Here is a 16,064-nt window from a genome sequence, read left to right on the forward strand (position 1 = left end):
GCTCAACGCCCGGCCCGAGGTCTCCACCGCGCTGCTGCGCGCCGTCGCACGCCGCCTGCGGCGCACCAACGACGTCGCCCCCCTGAGGGAGCGGGCCCGCGTCCGTGCCTCCGAGCGGAGGGGTGGATCAGCCCTGGAGGATGGCGCGCGCGAGGCGGGCCGTCTCCGACGGGGTCTTGCCGACCTTGACGCCGGCGGCCTCGAGGGCCTCCTTCTTCGCCTGGGCGGTGCCGGAGGAGCCGGAGACGATGGCGCCGGCGTGGCCCATGGTCTTGCCCTCGGGCGCGGTGAAGCCCGCGACGTAGCCGACGACCGGCTTGGTGACGTGCTCGGCGATGAAGGCCGCCGCGCGCTCCTCGGCGTCGCCGCCGATCTCGCCGATCATGACGATCAGGTCGGTGTCGGGGTCGTCCTGGAACGCCTTCAGCGCGTCGATGTGGGTGGTGCCGATGATCGGGTCACCGCCGATGCCGACCGCGGAGGAGAAGCCGATGTCGCTGAGCTCGTACATCATCTGGTAGGTCAGCGTGCCGGACTTCGACACCAGGCCGATGCGGCCGGAGGTGGTGATGTCGGCCGGGATGATGCCCGCGTTCGACTGGCCGGGGGTGATCAGACCGGGGCAGTTGGGGCCGATGATCCGGGTCTTGTTGCCCTTGCTGCCCGCGTACGCCCAGAAGGCGGCGGTGTCGTGGACGGCGATGCCCTCGGTGATCACGACCGCGAGGCCGATGCCGGCGTCGATGGCCTCGATGACCGCGCCCTTGGCGAACTTCGGCGGGACGAAGATGACGGTGACGTCGGCACCGGTCTTCTCCATGGCCTCGGCGACGGAGCCGAAGACCGGCACCTCGGTGCCGTCGAAGTCGACGGAGGTGCCCGCCTTGCGCGGGTTCACACCGCCGACGATGTTGGTGCCGGAGGCGAGCATGCGGCGGGTGTGCTTGGTGCCCTCGGAACCGGTCATCCCCTGGACGATGACCTTGCTTTCCTTGGTCAGGAAGATAGCCATGATGTGGTGACCTGTCCCTTACTTCGCAGCCAGCTCGGCGGCGCGCTCCGCGGCGCCGTCCATGGTGTCGACCTGCTCCACCAGCGGGTGGTTGGCGTCGGTCAGGATCTGCCGACCGAGCTCCGCGTTGTTGCCGTCCAGACGGACGACGAGCGGCTTGGTGACCTCTTCGCCCTTGGACTTCAGCAGCTCCAGGGCCTGGACGATGCCGTTGGCCACCGCGTCGCAGGCGGTGATGCCACCGAAGACGTTGACGAAGACGGACTTGACGTCCTGGTCGCCGAGGATGATCTCGAGACCGTTCGCCATCACCTCGGCGGAGGCGCCGCCGCCGATGTCCAGGAAGTTGGCGGGCTTGACGTTGCCGTGGCCCTCGCCGGCGTAGGCGACGACGTCCAGGGTGCTCATGACGAGACCCGCGCCGTTGCCGATGATGCCGACCTCGCCGTCGAGCTTGACGTAGTTCAGGCCCTTGGCCTTGGCCGCGGCCTCCAGCGGGTTGGCGGCGGCGTGGTCGACCAGCGCCTCGTGCTCCGGCTGGCGGAAGTCCGCGTTCTCGTCCAGGGAGACCTTGCCGTCGAGCGCGATGACGCGGCCGTCGGCGACCTTGGCGAGCGGGTTGACCTCGACGAGGAGCGCGTCCTCGGAGAGGAAGGTCTTCCACAGGGTCTGGAGGATCTCGGTCACCTGGTCGGCGACGTCGGCCGGGAAGGCGGCCGCCTCGACGATCTCGCGGGCCTTCTCCGGGGTCACGCCCTCGATCGCGTCGACCGGAATCTTGGCGACGGCCGCGGGGTTGGTGGCCGCGACCTCCTCGATCTCCATGCCGCCCTCGACGGACGCGATCGCCAGGAAGGTCCGGTTGGCGCGGTCGAGGAGGAAGGAGACGTAGTACTCGGAGGCGATCTCCGGGGCCAGCTCGGCCAGCATCACCTTGTGGACCGTGTGGCCCTTGATGTCCATGCCGAGGATCTGGCCGGCCTTGGCGACCGCGTCCTCGGGGTCCGACGCCACCTTCACGCCGCCGGCCTTGCCGCGGCCGCCGGTCTTCACCTGAGCCTTGACGACAGCCTTGCCACCGAGTCGCTCCGCGACCTCGCGCGCCGCCTCAGGCGTGTCGATGACTTCACCGGCCAGCACCGGTACACCGTGCTTGGCGAAGAGGTCCCTCGCCTGGTACTCGAACAGGTCCACGCGCGTCCGTCCTTGGTAATCGCGGGTTCGTTGTCTGCGTGAGCGTGCCGGGGGCGGTCGTCGCTGTCGTCTTCGTAACGAACCATACGAACGGTCGTACGGGGGGCGCACACGTCGGCCGAGCACGCGGCATGTCCGTCTCGCAGGTTATCGCCGCGCGGGCGGCACGGGTAAATCGGAGATGGTGCGAGAGCGGTGAGAACAGTCACAGAACAGCCGAACGGGCGGCTTCCGGCCCGCGGAGCGGAAGTCGTCCGGCCGGTCGTGCCGGACGGGTGGAACGGGTGGAACGGGTGGAACGCCCGGTGAGACCCGTCCGGGCAGCGTCCCGGGCGAGCGGGACGGGTGTGACCGACGGCACGGAGCCGCCCGGGTCCGTGGGCGGGGCGACCCCTGCGGCCGGGTCGCCCGGACGGACGGCACGCGTCCCGGTGGTGCGCCCGCGGAGGCCGTACCGGGTGGACGGGGTCCGGCTCGCCAGGTGGACGGGTTCCCGGGCCGGACCGTGGACGGGTTCGCGTGCCGGACCGGCGCGGGTGGTGACCCGGACCGGCCCGGCACGGTGCCGGCGCGCCGTTCCCGGCCGCCCGTGTCAGCGGCGGGCCGCCGCGTCCGGTACGGGCAGCGGCCGCTTCTCGATGGCGGCAGCCATGACCTCGGGGAAGAGATCCGGGGTGCAGGCGAAGGCCGGCGCCCCCAGGGCGGCCAGGGCCGTCGCGTGCTCGCGGTCGTAGGAGGGCGCGCCCTCGTCCGACAGCGCCAGGAGTGCGACGAACTGCACACCGGACGCCTTCATCGCCGCGACCCGCTTGAGCATCTCGTCGCGTATGCCGCCCTCGTAGAGGTCGCTGACGAGCACGACGACCGTCTCCGCGGGCCGGGTGATGCGGGACTGGCAGTAGGCCAGCGCCCGGTTGATGTCCGTACCGCCGCCGAGCCGGGTGCCGAACAGCACGTCGACCGGGTCGTCCAGATGGTCGGTCAGGTCGACCACCGAGGTGTCGAAAACGACGAGCCGGGTGTCGATGGCGCGCATCGAGGCGAGCACGGCGCCGAAGACGGACGCGTAGACCACGGAGGCCGCCATCGATCCCGACTGGTCGACGCAGAGGACGACGTCCTTCTTCACCGCTTTCGACGCGCGGCCGTGGCCGATCAGCCGCTCGGGCACGACCGTGCGGTGCTCGGGCAGGTAGTGCCGGAGGTTGGCGCGGATCGTGCGGTCCCAGTCGATGTCCCCGTGCCGGGGGCGGTTGACCCGTGCGGAGCGGTCCAGCGCGCCGCTGAGCGTGGCCCGGGTCCGGGCCGCCAGACGCTTCTCCAGTTCCTCCACGACCTTGCGGACGACCGCCCGCGCCGTCTCCTTCGTCGTCTCGGGCATCGCCTTGTTCAGGGAGAGGAGGGTACCGACCAGATGGACGTCGGCCTCGACGGCCTCCAGCATCTCCGGCTCCAGCAGCAGCGCGGACAGCCCGAGCCGGTCGATGGCGTCGCGCTGCATCACCTGCACCACGCCGGCGGGGAAGTACCTGCGGATGTCCCCCAGCCAGCGCGCGACCTGCGGTGCGGAACCGCCCAGCCCGGCGCTCCGGGGGGCCGGGGCCCCGCCGTCGCCGCGCGGGGCGGTGCCGTAGAGCGCCTCCAGCGCCTGGTCCATGGCGGCGTCGCGGCCGCTGAGCCGCCGTCCCGTGCCGTCGGCGGGACCGCCGCCCAGCACCATCCGCCAGCGCCGCAGCCGCTCGTCGCCGTCCACGTCCGCGCCCGGGACCGCGCCCGCGCCCAGGTCCGCGTCCACGTCCGTCATGCGTCCTGACCCCCTGTCCGTTCGCCGGAACCGAGCAGCAGCCGCGCGGCGGCCAGCGCCGCCTCCGCCCGCTCCTCGTCGAGCCGTGGGCCGAAGCCCGCGAGGCCCTCCCCCGCTTCGCCGCCCGCTGCTCCCCCTCCCCCGGGGCCGCGCCGGACCAGCTCCCCCATCGTGCGCCGCACGCCCGGATCGAAGCCGCCGAAGGTGCGCCGCAGCAGTGGCAGTACGTCGCCGAAGGCGGCCGCGGGCACCGCGGACAGCCAGCCGTCGACCAGCGCCAGCAGCCGCTCGTCGTGGACCAGCAGCATCCCGCCCCCGGCGAGGAAGCCCTCGACCCAGGCGGCCGCCTCCTGCGGCGGCGTGCCCTGCGACAGGGCGAGCCCCATCAGCCGGGCCACCTCCGCGGGCTCCAGGCGCGCGTCGTCGAGGAGCAGCCGCACCGCGCTGCCGCGCAGCAGCCCGGGTATGCCCCGGTCGCGTACGGCCAGCGTCCGCAGCACCGCCGCCCAGCGGTCGCGCAGCGCGTCGTCGCCGAGCAGGACCAGGGCCTGCTGGACCCCCGCGACGTGCCCCCGCATCTCGGCGGCGCCGTCCGCGTCGAGCCCCGCGCACGCGGGGGGAAGGCCCACGCAGACCCGCTCCGCCAGCCCCTCGGCGACCTCGCGCAGCGCCTCCGCGTCCGTCCCCCGCACATCGCCGTAGCGGACGGAGCGCACGAGCGCGGGCAGGGCCTGCGCGAGGTGCGCGACGTCCGCGTCGAGCGCGGCGCGGTCGGCGAGCACCCGCATCACCGCCGGCAGGGCGTCCGCCAGCCCGGCGAGCAGGCAGCGTTCGGCCAGGGCCGTCACCTCGGCGAGCGCCGTCGCGGTCACGGCCGCCTCCTCGGCCCGGGCGGTGGCCGCTGACTCCACCGTGGTGCCCCACACCCCCGCCTCCGCGACCCTGACCGCCAGCTCCGGTTCCCAGCGCAGCCGCCAGCTCTCGCGGAAGGTGCCGGTGGCGGCCGTGCGGGAACGGGCCGGCTCGCCCCAGTCGACGCCGAGCATCCGCAGCCGGTGCAGCAGGCGGCTGCGTCCGGCGTCGGTGTCCTTGCGGAGGTCCAGGTCCACCTCCTTCTCCATGGCCTCGGGCTTCATCCGCAGTCTGCGCTGCTCGCGCACCAGGTCACGGGCGAGCGGCACCGCGGGGGCGCCCTCCGGGACCTCGCCCAGCACGTCCCCCACCACGAGCCGGTCCCGGATCAGGGCGAGCGGCACATCGGATCCGTCGCACATCACCGCCCGTATCGCGTCCGCGGTCTCGCCCAGCCCGGCCAGCGGGCGGCCGCGCAGGGCGGCCAGGGCGTCGGCGAGCCGCACCGCCTCGATGACGTGCGCCGAGGAGACCGGCAGATCCTCCTCCCGGAGCAGGCCGGCGACCTCGGTCATCCACCGGGTCACGGGCCGGTCGGGCGAGGTGAACAGGTGGCGGTACCAGCCCGGTGAGGTGATGCCCGCCCCGTAACCGCCGGCACGCGACAGCCTGCGGTGCGTCCAGGGCACCCACGTGACCTCGACCTTCGCCTTGGGCAGCCCCTTGAGCAGGGCCCGGTCGGCGGTCACCCCGCCACCGCGGGCGAGCGCCGGCACATGCCACGCGCCGCACACGACGGCCACCCGCTCGTGCGCGCGGCGCGCCTCCCGGATCCGCAGCCGCATGTGCGCCTCGCGCACCGCGTCCTGCCGATGGCCCCCGTCACCGTAGGCCTCGCGCAGCGCGCCCATCGCCTCGGCGAGGGCCCCGAACCCGGCGAGGGGGTCGCCCTCTGCCGGCTCGTCCCGGCCGCGGTGCTCGACGGCGTCCTCCCACCACCGTTCGGGGTCGTCGTAGCCGGCCGTACGCGCCAGCTCGGCGAGCGGGTCGAGGCGCGGGACGGCCCCTTCCCCTCCCGGCGGCTCCGCCTCCTCCGGCAGCACGAGCGAGTGCGCGGCGGGGAGGTCGATGAAGCGCACCGGCACCCCGCGCCGGGCCGCCCAGCGGATCGCCTGCCACTCGGGGGAGAACTCCGCGAACGGCCAGAAGCCGGCCCGGGAGGGCTCGTCGACCACATGTGCGAGCAGCGCGACCGGCGGCCGCATCCCCGGGTCCGCGGCGAGGTCCAGCACCGCGTCCGCCTCCGGCGGGCCCTCGACGAGCACGATGCGCGGCTCCAGCCGGTCGAGCGCGGCGCGCACCCCGCGGGCCGAACCCGGGCCGTGGTGCCGCACGCCCAGCAGCGCCACCCCGTCGGAACCCGTCACGGCGTCACCTCGCGGCAGGCGCGGTAGAAGTCCTTCCAGCCCTCCCGCTCGCGGACCACGGTCTCCAGGTACTCAAGCCACACGACGCGATCGGCGGCCGGGTCGCGGACCACCGCGCCGAGGATCCCGGCGGCCACATCCCCGGCGCGCAGGACACCGTCGCCGAAATGCGCGGCCAGGGCGAGGCCGTTGGTCACCACGGAGATCGCCTCGGCCGTGGAGAGCGTCCCGGAGGGGGACTTCACCTTGGTGCGTCCGTCGGCGGTGACCCCGCCGCGCAGTTCGCGGAAGACGGTGACCACCCGCCGGATCTCGTCCACGCCCTCCGGGGCGGCCGGCAGCTCCAGCGAGCGCCCGAGCTGGCCCACGCGGCGGCTGACGATGTCCACCTCCTCCTCCACCGTCGCGGGCAGCGGCAGCACGACCGTGTTGAACCGCCGTCGCAGCGCGCTGGACAGGTCGTTGACGCCCCGGTCCCGGTCGTTGGCCGTCGCGATGAGGTTGAAGCCGCGCACCGCCTGGGTCTCGGCGGCCAGCTCCGGTATCGGCAGCGTCTTCTCCGAGAGGATGGTGATGAGGGTGTCCTGCACATCCGCGGGGATGCGGGTCAGCTCCTCCACCCGCGCGATGCGCCCCTCGGCCATCGCCCGCATGACCGGACCGGGGACCAGGGCCTCCCTGCTCGGGCCGTCGGTGAGCAGCCGGGCGTAGTTCCACCCGTAGCGGACGGCCTCTTCCGGGGTGCCCGCGGTGCCCTGGACGAGCAGGGTGGAGTCGCCGCTGACGGCGGCGGCCAGATGCTCCGAGACCCAGGTCTTCGCGGTGCCCGGCACGCCGAGCAGCAGCAGGGCCCGGTCGGTGGCGAGCGTGCTGACGGCGACCTCGACGATCCGCCGCGGGCCCACGTACTTGGGTGTGACGACGGTGCCGTCGGGCAGCGCGCCGCCCAGCAGATACGTGGCGACCGCCCACGGCGACAGATTCCACCGGGCCGGGCGCGGCCGGTCGTCGGCCGCCGCGAGAGCCTTGAGCTCATGGGCGAACGCGGCTTCGGCATGCGGCCGGAGTGCGGTGTCCACGGACATGGTTCTCCCCCTGTTCTGGCATGGAGCGGATGGCGCGGACGCCCCGTCAGCCCCCGGGGGACGTCCGCGTTCCCACCATCGCGCACCCCACTGACAATGCCGCCCCACCCTGCCGCCCCACCGTCAGAAAGCCGCAGGTCAGGGCCGATTGTCAGTGCCCACCCGTAGCGTCGTGGCCATGAACGGGATGGACGAACGGCGAGCCGAGCGGTGGACCGCCGACCAGGTCCTGGCACTCGCGCCCGACGTGTCGTCACGCAAGGCCGGGACGGGGCTGGCGGTGGCCGCGCGATGGTCCGGGACAGGGGCGTCCGGCACGGCCGTGTGGGGGCTGTGCGCGGGCGGCGGCGGCACGCCGTACCGGACGGTGGTCGACACGGCGGGGCCCGGCTGCAGCTGCGGCTGCCCCAGCCGCAAGTCCCCCTGCAAGCACGCGCTCGGGCTGCTTCTGCTGTGGGCCGGGGGCGAGGTCGGGGCGGCCGCACACGGGGGCGGCCGCCCCGACTGGGTCACCGAGTGGCTCGACGCGCGCCGCGCGCGCGAGGAGCGGAAGTCCACGGGCGGGTCCGGCGCGGCGCGCGGCGGTGACCCCGAGGCGGCGCGGAAGCGGGCCGAGCGCCGGGCGGCGCGGGTGGCCGCCGGGGCGACGGAGCTGGAGCAGCGGCTGGAGGATCTGCTGCGGACCGGTCTGGCCGGAGCGGAGCGCGAGGGGTATCAGCGCTGGGAGGAGACCGCGGCGCGGATGGTGGACGCCCAGGCTCCCGGGCTCGCCTCCCGGGTGCGCGAGCTCGGCGCGCTCCCCGGATCGGGGGGCGACTGGCCGTCGCGGCTGCTGGAGGAGACGGCCCTGCTGCATCTGCTGGCCCGGGGCTGTCTGCGACAGGGGGCGTTGCCGGCGCCGCTGGCGGCCACCGTCCGGTCCAGGGTCGGTTACACGGTGGACTCGGCCGAGCTGCTGGCCGGGCCGACCGTACGCGACCGCTGGCTGGTCCTGGCGCGGTACGACACCGCCGACGGCCGCCTCACCACCCGCAGGACGTGGCTGCACGGGGAGGCCGGCGGCCGTCCCGCGCTGCTGCTGTCCTTCGGCGCGGCCGGGCGGGCGCCGGAGCCCGCGCTCCCGGTCGGCCGGCGCCTCGACGCGGAGCTGGCCTTCCATCCCGGAGCCCATCCGCTGCGGGCGGTGCTCGGCCCGCGGCACGGCCCGCCGCTCCCCGGCGGCGAGCCGCCGGGCGTGCCGGTGGCGACGGCGCTCGGCGCGTACGGCGAGGCCCTGGCCGGCGATCCATGGCTGGACGCCTGGCCCGTCGTGCTCGCCGGCGTCGTGCCGATACCGGGCGCGACGGGCTGGCAGATCGCGGACGCGGACGGCAGCGACGCCGTCCCGGTCAGCGCGCCGGGTGCCGGCACGGGAGCGGGGCTGTGGCGCCTCGCGGCGGTCTCCGGCGGCCGGCCGGTGACGGTCTTCGGCGAGCTCGGCCACCAGGGCTTCCGGCCGTTCACGGCCTGGGGCGGCGGGGGCACGCGACCGGAGCCGGTGCCGCTGACGGTGTGAACCCGGCGGGCGACCGCGCGGAGACGACGAAGGGGGACCGATGACGACACACTGGACCGACCTGGTCGGCACCGCACTGCTCGGCACCGATCGCAGGGGCGGCACGCCCGCGGAGCTGCTGGACCGCGCCGCGCTCGCCGTCGTACGGCGCCGCGCCGGGCTGCGGCCCGCCGCCGCGGGGGCGCGCCCGGCCACCGCGCCGGACGATCCGCGGCCACCCCTGCCCGACGCGGCACGACGCCGCCTGTCCCTGCTACTGGCGGACCGCTCCGTCGGTGGCGGCGGAGGCAGCCGCCGAGGCGCCGCCCCCCATCTGGCCGAGCTGCTGCCGCAGTGGCTGACCGAGGCGAACGCGCGGGGGTACGCGGCGCCGCCGGAGCTGCTGCCGGCCCTGCTCGACGCCGCCCGCGCGCGCACCGATCTGCGGCCGGACGCGCTGGCCCTGGCCGGACCGCGCGGGCTGTGGCTGGCCGAGCTGAACGCGGACTGGCGGTTCGCACTGCGCGCCGGAGCGCCCGGCGTCGTGCCGGACGCCGACGACCCGCAGGCCGTGCAGACGCTGTGGGAGGAAGGGCTCTTCGCCGAACGGGTGGCCCTGCTGACCCGGCTTCGGGCCGCCGACCCCGGGCGGGCGCTGGAACTGCTGCGCTCCGGATGGGCGAGCGAGCGCGCCGAGGACCGGCTGATGTTCCTGGACTCGCTCCGCGAGGGCCTGTGCCCGGCCGACGAGCCGTTCCTGGAGCAGGCCCTGGCGGATCGCAGCCGCAATGTGCGCGCCACCGCCGCCGAGCTGCTGTCGGCCCTGCCCGGCTCCGCGCTCGCCGCCCGGATGGCCGCTCGGGCCAGGACGAGCGTCGCGTGGGACCCGGCGGGCGGCCGGATCACGGTGGAGGCCCCCTACGAGTGCGACGCCGCCATGGAGCGCGACGGTGTGACGGCGATACCGCCGGCGGGGCGCGGGGAGCGCGCGTGGTGGTTCGGCCAGGTGGTGGACGCGGCCCCGCTCGGCACGTGGCCGGAGCGGTTCGGCGGCCGGACGCCCGAGGCGATCATCGCACTGCCGGTCGCCGACGAGTGGCAGGCCGATCTGCACGCGGCGTGGTGCCGGGCCGCGGTGCGGCAGAGGGACGTGGCCTGGGCGCGCGCCCTGCTGGGCCCCACGCCGACACCCGCGACGGCCGTCAGCCCGGTCGGGGATCCGGCGAAGCTGCTGTCGATCCTCCCAGCGTCCGAGCGGGCGCAGTGGGTGGCACGCTTCATCGCCGCGCACGGCCTCTCGGAGGCGTTCCAGATGCTCGCCGTCTGCGCCGTGCCCTGGTCGGAGCCCCTGGGCACGGCCGTGGTGGACGCCCTGGACATCGCCCGGGACGCGGGCAGCTATCCGTGGAGCTTCAGCGGGGTGATGGGCCTGGCCGAACGGTGCCTGGATCCGGCGGAGGCGGATCGCGCGGCCCCGCTGGCGGCGGTGCCCGCGGAGTCCGCCGACACCTCCCCGGGCGCCGGGGCGTACTGGGCGGAGGCCTTCCAGCGGCTGGTCGGAACCCTGCGGCTGCGGGCCGCGATGCTGGAGGAACTGGCCTGAGCGGCCCACCGGCGGGCGGCGGGCGCCGCCCGCCGGCACCGCCGCCCCGGCCGGGTCACGCCTCCGCGGGCTGCCGCAGGTTGTCGTTCACCCAGGCGACGACATCGGTGGTCGGCGTACCGGGGGTGAAGATCGCGGCCACGCCCAGTTCCTGCAACGGGGCGATGTCCGCCTCGGGGATGATCCCCCCGCCGAAGACCTTGATGTCCTCCGCGTCACGCTCCCGGAGCAGCTCGATCACCTTGGCGAAGAGCGTCATGTGGGCACCCGAGAGGATGGACAGCCCGATCGCGTCGGCGTCCTCCTGGATCGCGGTGTCCACGATCTGCTCCGGCGTCTGGTGGAGACCGGTGTAGATGACCTCCATGCCGGCGTCGCGCAGCGCCCGCGCGATGACCTTGGCCCCGCGGTCGTGGCCGTCCAGGCCCGGCTTGGCGACCACCACACGGATCGGTCCGGACACTCCCATCGCTGCCTCCATACACGATTGCTGCGCTCAGCGGGCACATGTGTGAACGAACGTTATCGCCAGCATCCCCCGTGCGGACAGTTTCACGAAGGGCCCCGAGGGGGAAATCACACATGGGACACGTTCACGTTAGAAACGCGTTCGGCCCGTGGTCGTCCTTCGTTCAGCAGGCGACGCGGGCCGTCGCGTTCTCGGCGCACGGGGGACAGGGCCGTCTCCGTGTGCCCACGGGAGGTAGGCCATGGGCGTCCTGTCTTTCGGTGTCGGAGACCGCCTGGTACGCCAGGCGGCCTACGTACGAGCCGCGGCGATCGAGATCGCCATCCTGACCGGTCATGTCTTCCTCTACCCGACCGGAATCTTCCAGGAACGCGGGCCGCAACCGGCGGCCGGCGACTCCGAGGAGCCGCCCCGCCTGCCCACCGCGGGCCGGAGCCACCCCCCGGTTCTCCTGCTGCACGGCTTCGTGGACAACCGTTCGGTTTTCGCGATGCTGCGGCGCTCCCTGCGCCGGCACGGCTGGCCGCATGTACAGGCGCTCAATTACTCACCGCTGACCTGCGACATCCGCACGGCGGCGGCCCTCCTCGGACGCCACGTCGAACAGATCTGCGAGCAGACGGGGCACCGCCAGGTGGACATCGTGGGCCACAGCCTCGGCGGACTGATCGCCCGCTACTACGCGCAGCGGCTGGGCGGCGACACGCGGGTGCGCACCGTGGTCACCCTGGGCACCCCGCACGCCGGGACCCGGGCCGCGCCGCTCCTCAACCCTCACCCCATCGTGCGTCAGATGCGGCCGAACTCCGACCTCATCGAGGAGCTGGCCAAGCCGGCGCCCGGCTGCCGCACCCGGTTCGTGGCGTTCTGGAGCGATCTGGACGAGCTGATGAGCCCCGTCGAGGCCGCCCGCCTCGACCACCCCGACCTCATCGCCCGCAATGTCCACGTGGCGGGGGTCGGGCATCTGACCATGCCGGTCCACGCCGCCATCGCCGCCGGCATCCGGCAGGCGCTGCTGGGCGAGGAGCTGGCCTCGGGAGCCGTGGACGCCGCATGACGGCCTTGCCCGTATAAGCATCGAAAGGGCATCGAACACAAGGCATCGGGGATGCCTGAATCCCGCCGAAGATTGTGGGCGTCGGCCGCAGGGGGATACAGTCGCCGCTAATTCTCCTGCTGCCGAGGCGAAAGAGAAGCGGTGAACGACCGTCATCCGGCGGGGTATGCCCCCGAGTACAGCAGCTATGGGTACGAGGGCCATTCCGACGCCTCCTACGCACCCATGGGTGCTGCCCATGCGGATGACGATCCACTCTTCGGGAGCTGCCAGGGCTACCCCGCCTACGACACGGGGACCTACGCCACCGGCTCCTGGGACACCACCGCGACCGCCTACTGGCCCGCGGCTCCCGCCGCTCCCGCCTACCCGGACCCCACGGGCACGACCACCGGCACCTGGTACGCGGACGCCACGCAGGCGCAGCCCGCGGCGGCCTACGACTACACGCAGTACGAGCACACGGCCGTGCACGGCTACGAGGAGCCCGAGGCCGCCCACGGCCACGCGCCCGATCCGTACGAGCCCGACGCCTATGCCCCCGAGCCCTACGCCCCGGAGACGTACGAGGCCGAGGCCTACGAGGCGGAGCCGTACGGAAGCGAGCCCTACGAAGCCGAGACGTACGAAGCCGAGACGTACGAGCCCGAGACGTACGACGTCACCCCGGACGCCAACGCGGACGGGGACGACGAGGACGAAGGCCCGGACCACGACACCGGCACCGCCGCGGCCGCCCTTCCACGCCCGCGCGGCGGCAACGGCAGCCGTCGGCGCCGCCCGGTGCGCCGCTCCGCCCTGCTCACCGTCGCCGTCCCCTCGGTGGCGGTCATGGGCGTCGCGGCCTGCGCCGCCGCCGTCACCGTCAACACCGAGGACGCGGACAGCAGCAGGACCCAGGCCGACGGTGCCCCGGAGGCGGCCAACGCCCCGACCACCAAGCTCGACCAGCAGCTCGCCGGGGTCAACCGGGACGTCGACGACTTCGCCGACCGCGCCAGCCGCACCCAGGAGCGCATCGACCTCAAGGAACGCCAGGCACTCGAACGGGCCAAGAAGGCGGCGGAGGCGGCCCGCAAGGAGCAGCTGCGCCCCAAGTTCCTGCTCCCGGTGAAGGAGCACGGCCTCAGTGCCTTCTTCGGCCAGGCGGGTGTGAACTGGATGTCGGTCCACACCGGCATCGACTTCCCGGTGGACTACGGCACGCCGGTGATGGCCGCGACCGACGGCGTCGTGCGCACCCAGTGGAACAGCGCCTACGGCAACATGGCCATAGTGACCGCCCCCGACGGCACCGAGACCTGGTACTGCCACCTGAGCAGCACCAAGATCCGCTCGGGCACGGTCAAGGCCGGCGACGTCATCGCCTATTCGGGCAATTCCGGCAACTCCACCGGACCGCACCTCCACTTCGAGGTGCGTCCCGGCGGCGGGGCCGCCATCGACCCGCTGCAGTGGCTGCTGAAGCACGGGATCGACCCGCGCTGAGCCGGCGGCACTGCCCCATCAGCCCGAACAGCCCCATCAGCCCGAACGGCGCGGCGCTCGCCGAGCACCGCGCCGCGGGACCCCGGCCCCGGACCCGTTCTAGAGCTTCTCGACCGGCGCGTAGCGCAGCAGCAGCACCTTCGGCCGCTCGTCGCCGAAGTCGATCGTGGCCTTCGCCTTCTCCCCGCTCCCGTCGACCGCGACGACCGTGCCCAGTCCGAACGTGTCGTGCGTGACCCGGTCCCCCACCACCAGCGAGATGACCGGCCGGTCCTGGGTACGCCGCGTCGCGAACCCGGAGGGTCCGCTCTTCGACGAGGACCGCGACAGCATCGACGCCGCCGCCGACACCGAGGCGGAGGGCGCCGGTGAGGCTCCCGTGCGCTTCCACTCGATGAGCGACTCCGGGATCTCCTCCAGGAAGCGGGAGGCCGGGTTGTACGAGGGCTGGCCCCAGGCGCTGCGCATGGTCGACCGGGTCACGTACAGCCGCTGCCGCGCCCGCGTGATGCCGACGTAGGCGAGCCGCCGCTCCTCCTCCAGCTCCTTGGTCTGGCCGAGCGCGCGCATGTGCGGGAAGACCCCGTCCTCCATGCCGGTCAGGAAGACCACCGGGAACTCCAGGCCCTTGGCGGTGTGCAGGGTCATCAGCGTTATGACGCCGCCGCCCTCGTCGTCGTCCGGGATCTGGTCGGAGTCGGCGACCAGCGCGACCCGCTCGAGGAACTCGGCGAGGGTGCCGGGCTCCTCCTCGGTGCGCTCCTGTTCGAACTCCAGCGCCACCGCCGCGAGTTCCTGGAGGTTCTCGACGCGGGTCTCGTCCTGCGGGTCGGTGGAGGCCTGGAGCTCGGCCAGATAGCCCGTGCGCTCCAGCACGGCCTCCAGGACGGTGGCGGGGCCGGCGCCGGAGTCCACGACCGTGCGCAGCTCCTCCAGGAGCTCGTTGAAGCGCTTGACGGCGTTGACCGAACGGGCGGCCATGCCGAAGGCCTCGTCCACCCGGCGCAGCGCGGCGGCGAAGGAGATCCGCTCGCGCGAGGCGAGGGCGTCGACCATGGCCTCGGCCCGCTCGCCGATGCCGCGCTTGGGCACGTTCAGGATGCGGCGCAGCGGGACGGTGTCCTCGGGGTTGGCGAGCACCCGCAGATAGGCCAGGACGTCCCGGACCTCCTTGCGCTCGTAGAAGCGGACGCCGCCGACGACCTTGTAGGGCAGGCCGACGCGGATGAAGACCTCTTCGAAGACACGGGACTGCGCGTTGGTCCGGTAGAAGACCGCGACGTCGCCGGGGCGGGCGTCGCCGGCGTCGGTGAGCCGGTCGATCTCGTCGGCGATGAACTGCGCCTCGTCGTGCTCCTGGTCGGCGACATAGCCGGTGATGACCGGGCCCTGGCCGGCCTCCGTCCACAGGTTCTTGGGGCGGCGGGAGGCGTTGCGCTCGATGACGGCGTTGGCGGCCGACAGGATGGTCTGGGTGGAGCGGTAGTTCTGCTCCAGCAGGATGGTGCGGGCCTGCGGGTAGTCCTCCTCGAACTGGAGGATGTTGCGGATCGTCGCCCCGCGGAAGGCGTAGATGCTCTGGTCGGCGTCGCCGACCACGCACAGCTCGGCGGGCCCCTCGCCGCCCTCCTCCGCGTCACCGGTCCCGACCAGCTCGCGCACCAGCGTGTACTGGGCGTGGTTGGTGTCCTGGTACTCGTCGACCAGGACGTGGCGGAAGCGGCGCCGGTAGTGCTCGGCGACGTCCGGGAAGGCCTGGAGCAGGTTGACCGTGGTCATGATGATGTCGTCGAAGTCGAGCGCGTTGGCCTCGCGCAGCCGCGACTGGTACATCGCGTAGGCCTCGGCGAGCTTCTTCTCGAAGGGGTTCTCCGCCTGGTCCGCGAAGGTCTCCTCGTCGATGAGCTCGTTCTTGAGGTTGGAGACCTTGGCGCTGAAGGACTTCGGCGGGAACTGCTTGGGGTCCAGGTCCAGGTCGCGGCAGACCAGCGCCATCAGGCGCTTGGAGTCGGCCGCGTCGTAGATCGAGAAGCTGGAGGTGAAGCCGAGCTTCTTGGACTCCCGGCGCAGGATGCGGACGCACGCGCTGTGGAAGGTGGAGACCCACATCACGTTGGCGCGCGGGCCGACCAGCTGCTCGACGCGCTCCTTCATCTCGCCGGCGGCCTTGTTGGTGAAGGTGATCGCCAGGATCTGGCCCGGGTGCACCTTGCGGGCGCCCAGCAGATACGCGATGCGGTGGGTGAGCACCCGGGTCTTGCCGGAGCCGGCGCCGGCGACGATGAGCAGCGGGGAGCCGGAGTGCTCGACCGCGGCGCGCTGCTCCTCGTTGAGCCCCTCGAGCAGCGCGGCCGGGTCGACGGCCGGGCGCGCGGCGCCGTCGCGGTAGTACGCGTCCCGGTCGACGGGCGCGTCGAAGCGCCCCTCGAAGAGATCGTCGGGCACCGTCTCGGGCTCGTCCTCGGGAGGCGGCGGGGGCTGCTCCTCCGTCGGTTCGAGGCCGGCCAGGAAGCTGTCGTCAAAGAGGCTGCTCATC

General features: G+C 73.6%; 11 protein-coding genes. 4 read left to right on the forward strand and 7 right to left on the reverse strand.

All coding sequences use genetic code 11. From position 1 onward, the window contains the following. Window positions 1-127: 127 nt before the first annotated feature. From sucD to AB0F62_RS35130, 5 genes are all read right to left on the reverse strand, one after another. A complete protein-coding gene (gene sucD / locus AB0F62_RS35110) occupies window positions 128-1,012 on the reverse strand; it encodes a succinate--CoA ligase subunit alpha (protein WP_089224403.1) in 885 nt (294 codons plus the stop codon). Between the two features lie 18 nt (window positions 1,013-1,030). Beyond that, entirely contained in the window at window positions 1,031-2,206 is a 1,176-nt protein-coding gene (gene sucC / locus AB0F62_RS35115) for an ADP-forming succinate--CoA ligase subunit beta (RefSeq protein WP_361809045.1), read from the reverse strand. Between the two features lie 592 nt (window positions 2,207-2,798). Next, complete coding sequence (locus AB0F62_RS35120; RefSeq protein WP_361809048.1) at window positions 2,799-4,010, reverse strand: VWA domain-containing protein; 1,212 nt, start codon at window positions 4,008-4,010, stop codon at window positions 2,799-2,801. Then, complete coding sequence (locus AB0F62_RS35125; RefSeq protein ID WP_361809051.1) at window positions 4,007-6,289, reverse strand: DUF5682 family protein; 2,283 nt, start codon at window positions 6,287-6,289, stop codon at window positions 4,007-4,009. Before AB0F62_RS35125 ends, AB0F62_RS35120 begins: the two co-directional genes overlap by 4 nt. Next, window positions 6,286-7,374, reverse strand: a complete 1,089-nt coding sequence (locus tag AB0F62_RS35130) for an AAA family ATPase (RefSeq protein ID WP_361809054.1) — start codon at window positions 7,372-7,374, stop codon at window positions 6,286-6,288. Before AB0F62_RS35130 ends, AB0F62_RS35125 begins: the two co-directional genes overlap by 4 nt. A 178-nt stretch (window positions 7,375-7,552) precedes the next feature. Between AB0F62_RS35130 and AB0F62_RS35135 the strand changes: the two genes are divergently transcribed. Beyond that, entirely contained in the window at window positions 7,553-8,929 is a 1,377-nt protein-coding gene (locus AB0F62_RS35135; protein WP_361809057.1) for an SWIM zinc finger family protein, read from the forward strand. 40 nt (window positions 8,930-8,969) lie between these two features. Then, window positions 8,970-10,511 (forward strand): DUF5691 domain-containing protein, encoded by a 1,542-nt coding sequence (locus AB0F62_RS35140; RefSeq protein ID WP_361809060.1) that lies wholly within the window; start codon window positions 8,970-8,972, stop codon window positions 10,509-10,511. A 55-nt stretch (window positions 10,512-10,566) separates the two neighbouring features. Here the strand turns inward: AB0F62_RS35140 and AB0F62_RS35145 are convergent, their stop codons facing one another. Then, on the reverse strand, window positions 10,567-10,980 hold the full coding sequence (locus tag AB0F62_RS35145) for a cobalamin B12-binding domain-containing protein (protein ID WP_361809063.1): 414 nt from the start codon (window positions 10,978-10,980) through the stop codon (window positions 10,567-10,569). A 241-nt stretch (window positions 10,981-11,221) separates the two neighbouring features. Between AB0F62_RS35145 and AB0F62_RS35150 the strand changes: the two genes are divergently transcribed. Both AB0F62_RS35150 and AB0F62_RS35155 read left to right on the forward strand, forming a co-directional pair. Continuing rightward, a complete protein-coding gene (locus AB0F62_RS35150) occupies window positions 11,222-12,040 on the forward strand; it encodes an alpha/beta fold hydrolase (protein ID WP_361809066.1) in 819 nt (272 codons plus the stop codon). Window positions 12,041-12,181: 141 nt separating this feature from the next. Beyond that, window positions 12,182-13,528: a peptidoglycan DD-metalloendopeptidase family protein gene (locus AB0F62_RS35155; RefSeq protein WP_361809069.1), complete on the forward strand. Its 1,347-nt coding sequence runs from the start codon at window positions 12,182-12,184 to the stop codon at window positions 13,526-13,528. A gap of 99 nt (window positions 13,529-13,627) precedes the next feature. Here AB0F62_RS35155 and pcrA read toward each other — a convergent pair whose 3' ends face one another. Continuing rightward, window positions 13,628-16,063 carry a DNA helicase PcrA gene (gene pcrA, locus AB0F62_RS35160; protein WP_361809072.1) on the reverse strand — a complete coding sequence of 812 codons (2,436 nt, stop codon included), beginning with the start codon at window positions 16,061-16,063 and terminating at the stop codon, window positions 13,628-13,630. Between the last annotated feature and the right edge of the window lies 1 nt (window position 16,064).

The sequence above is a fragment of the Streptomyces sp. NPDC026673 genome (assembly GCF_040638135.1).
Classification (GTDB): Bacteria; Actinomycetota; Actinomycetes; order Streptomycetales; family Streptomycetaceae; genus Actinacidiphila.

Excerpts from the sequence above, each read along its gene's own strand:
- AB0F62_RS35140 (WP_361809060.1), top strand. The coding sequence starts at position 8,970 with ATGACGACACACTGGACCGACCTGGTCGGCACCGCACTGCTCGGCACC.
- AB0F62_RS35130 (WP_361809054.1), bottom strand. The coding sequence starts at position 7,374 with ATGTCCGTGGACACCGCACTCCGGCCGCATGCCGAAGCCGCGTTCGCC.
- AB0F62_RS35135 (WP_361809057.1), top strand. The coding sequence starts at position 7,553 with ATGAACGGGATGGACGAACGGCGAGCCGAGCGGTGGACCGCCGACCAG.
- pcrA (WP_361809072.1), bottom strand. The coding sequence starts at position 16,063 with ATGAGCAGCCTCTTTGACGACAGCTTCCTGGCCGGCCTCGAACCGACG.
- sucD (WP_089224403.1), bottom strand. The coding sequence starts at position 1,012 with ATGGCTATCTTCCTGACCAAGGAAAGCAAGGTCATCGTCCAGGGGATG.
- AB0F62_RS35120 (WP_361809048.1), bottom strand. The coding sequence starts at position 4,010 with ATGACGGACGTGGACGCGGACCTGGGCGCGGGCGCGGTCCCGGGCGCG.
- AB0F62_RS35145 (WP_361809063.1), bottom strand. The coding sequence starts at position 10,980 with ATGGGAGTGTCCGGACCGATCCGTGTGGTGGTCGCCAAGCCGGGCCTG.
- AB0F62_RS35150 (WP_361809066.1), top strand. The coding sequence starts at position 11,222 with ATGGGCGTCCTGTCTTTCGGTGTCGGAGACCGCCTGGTACGCCAGGCG.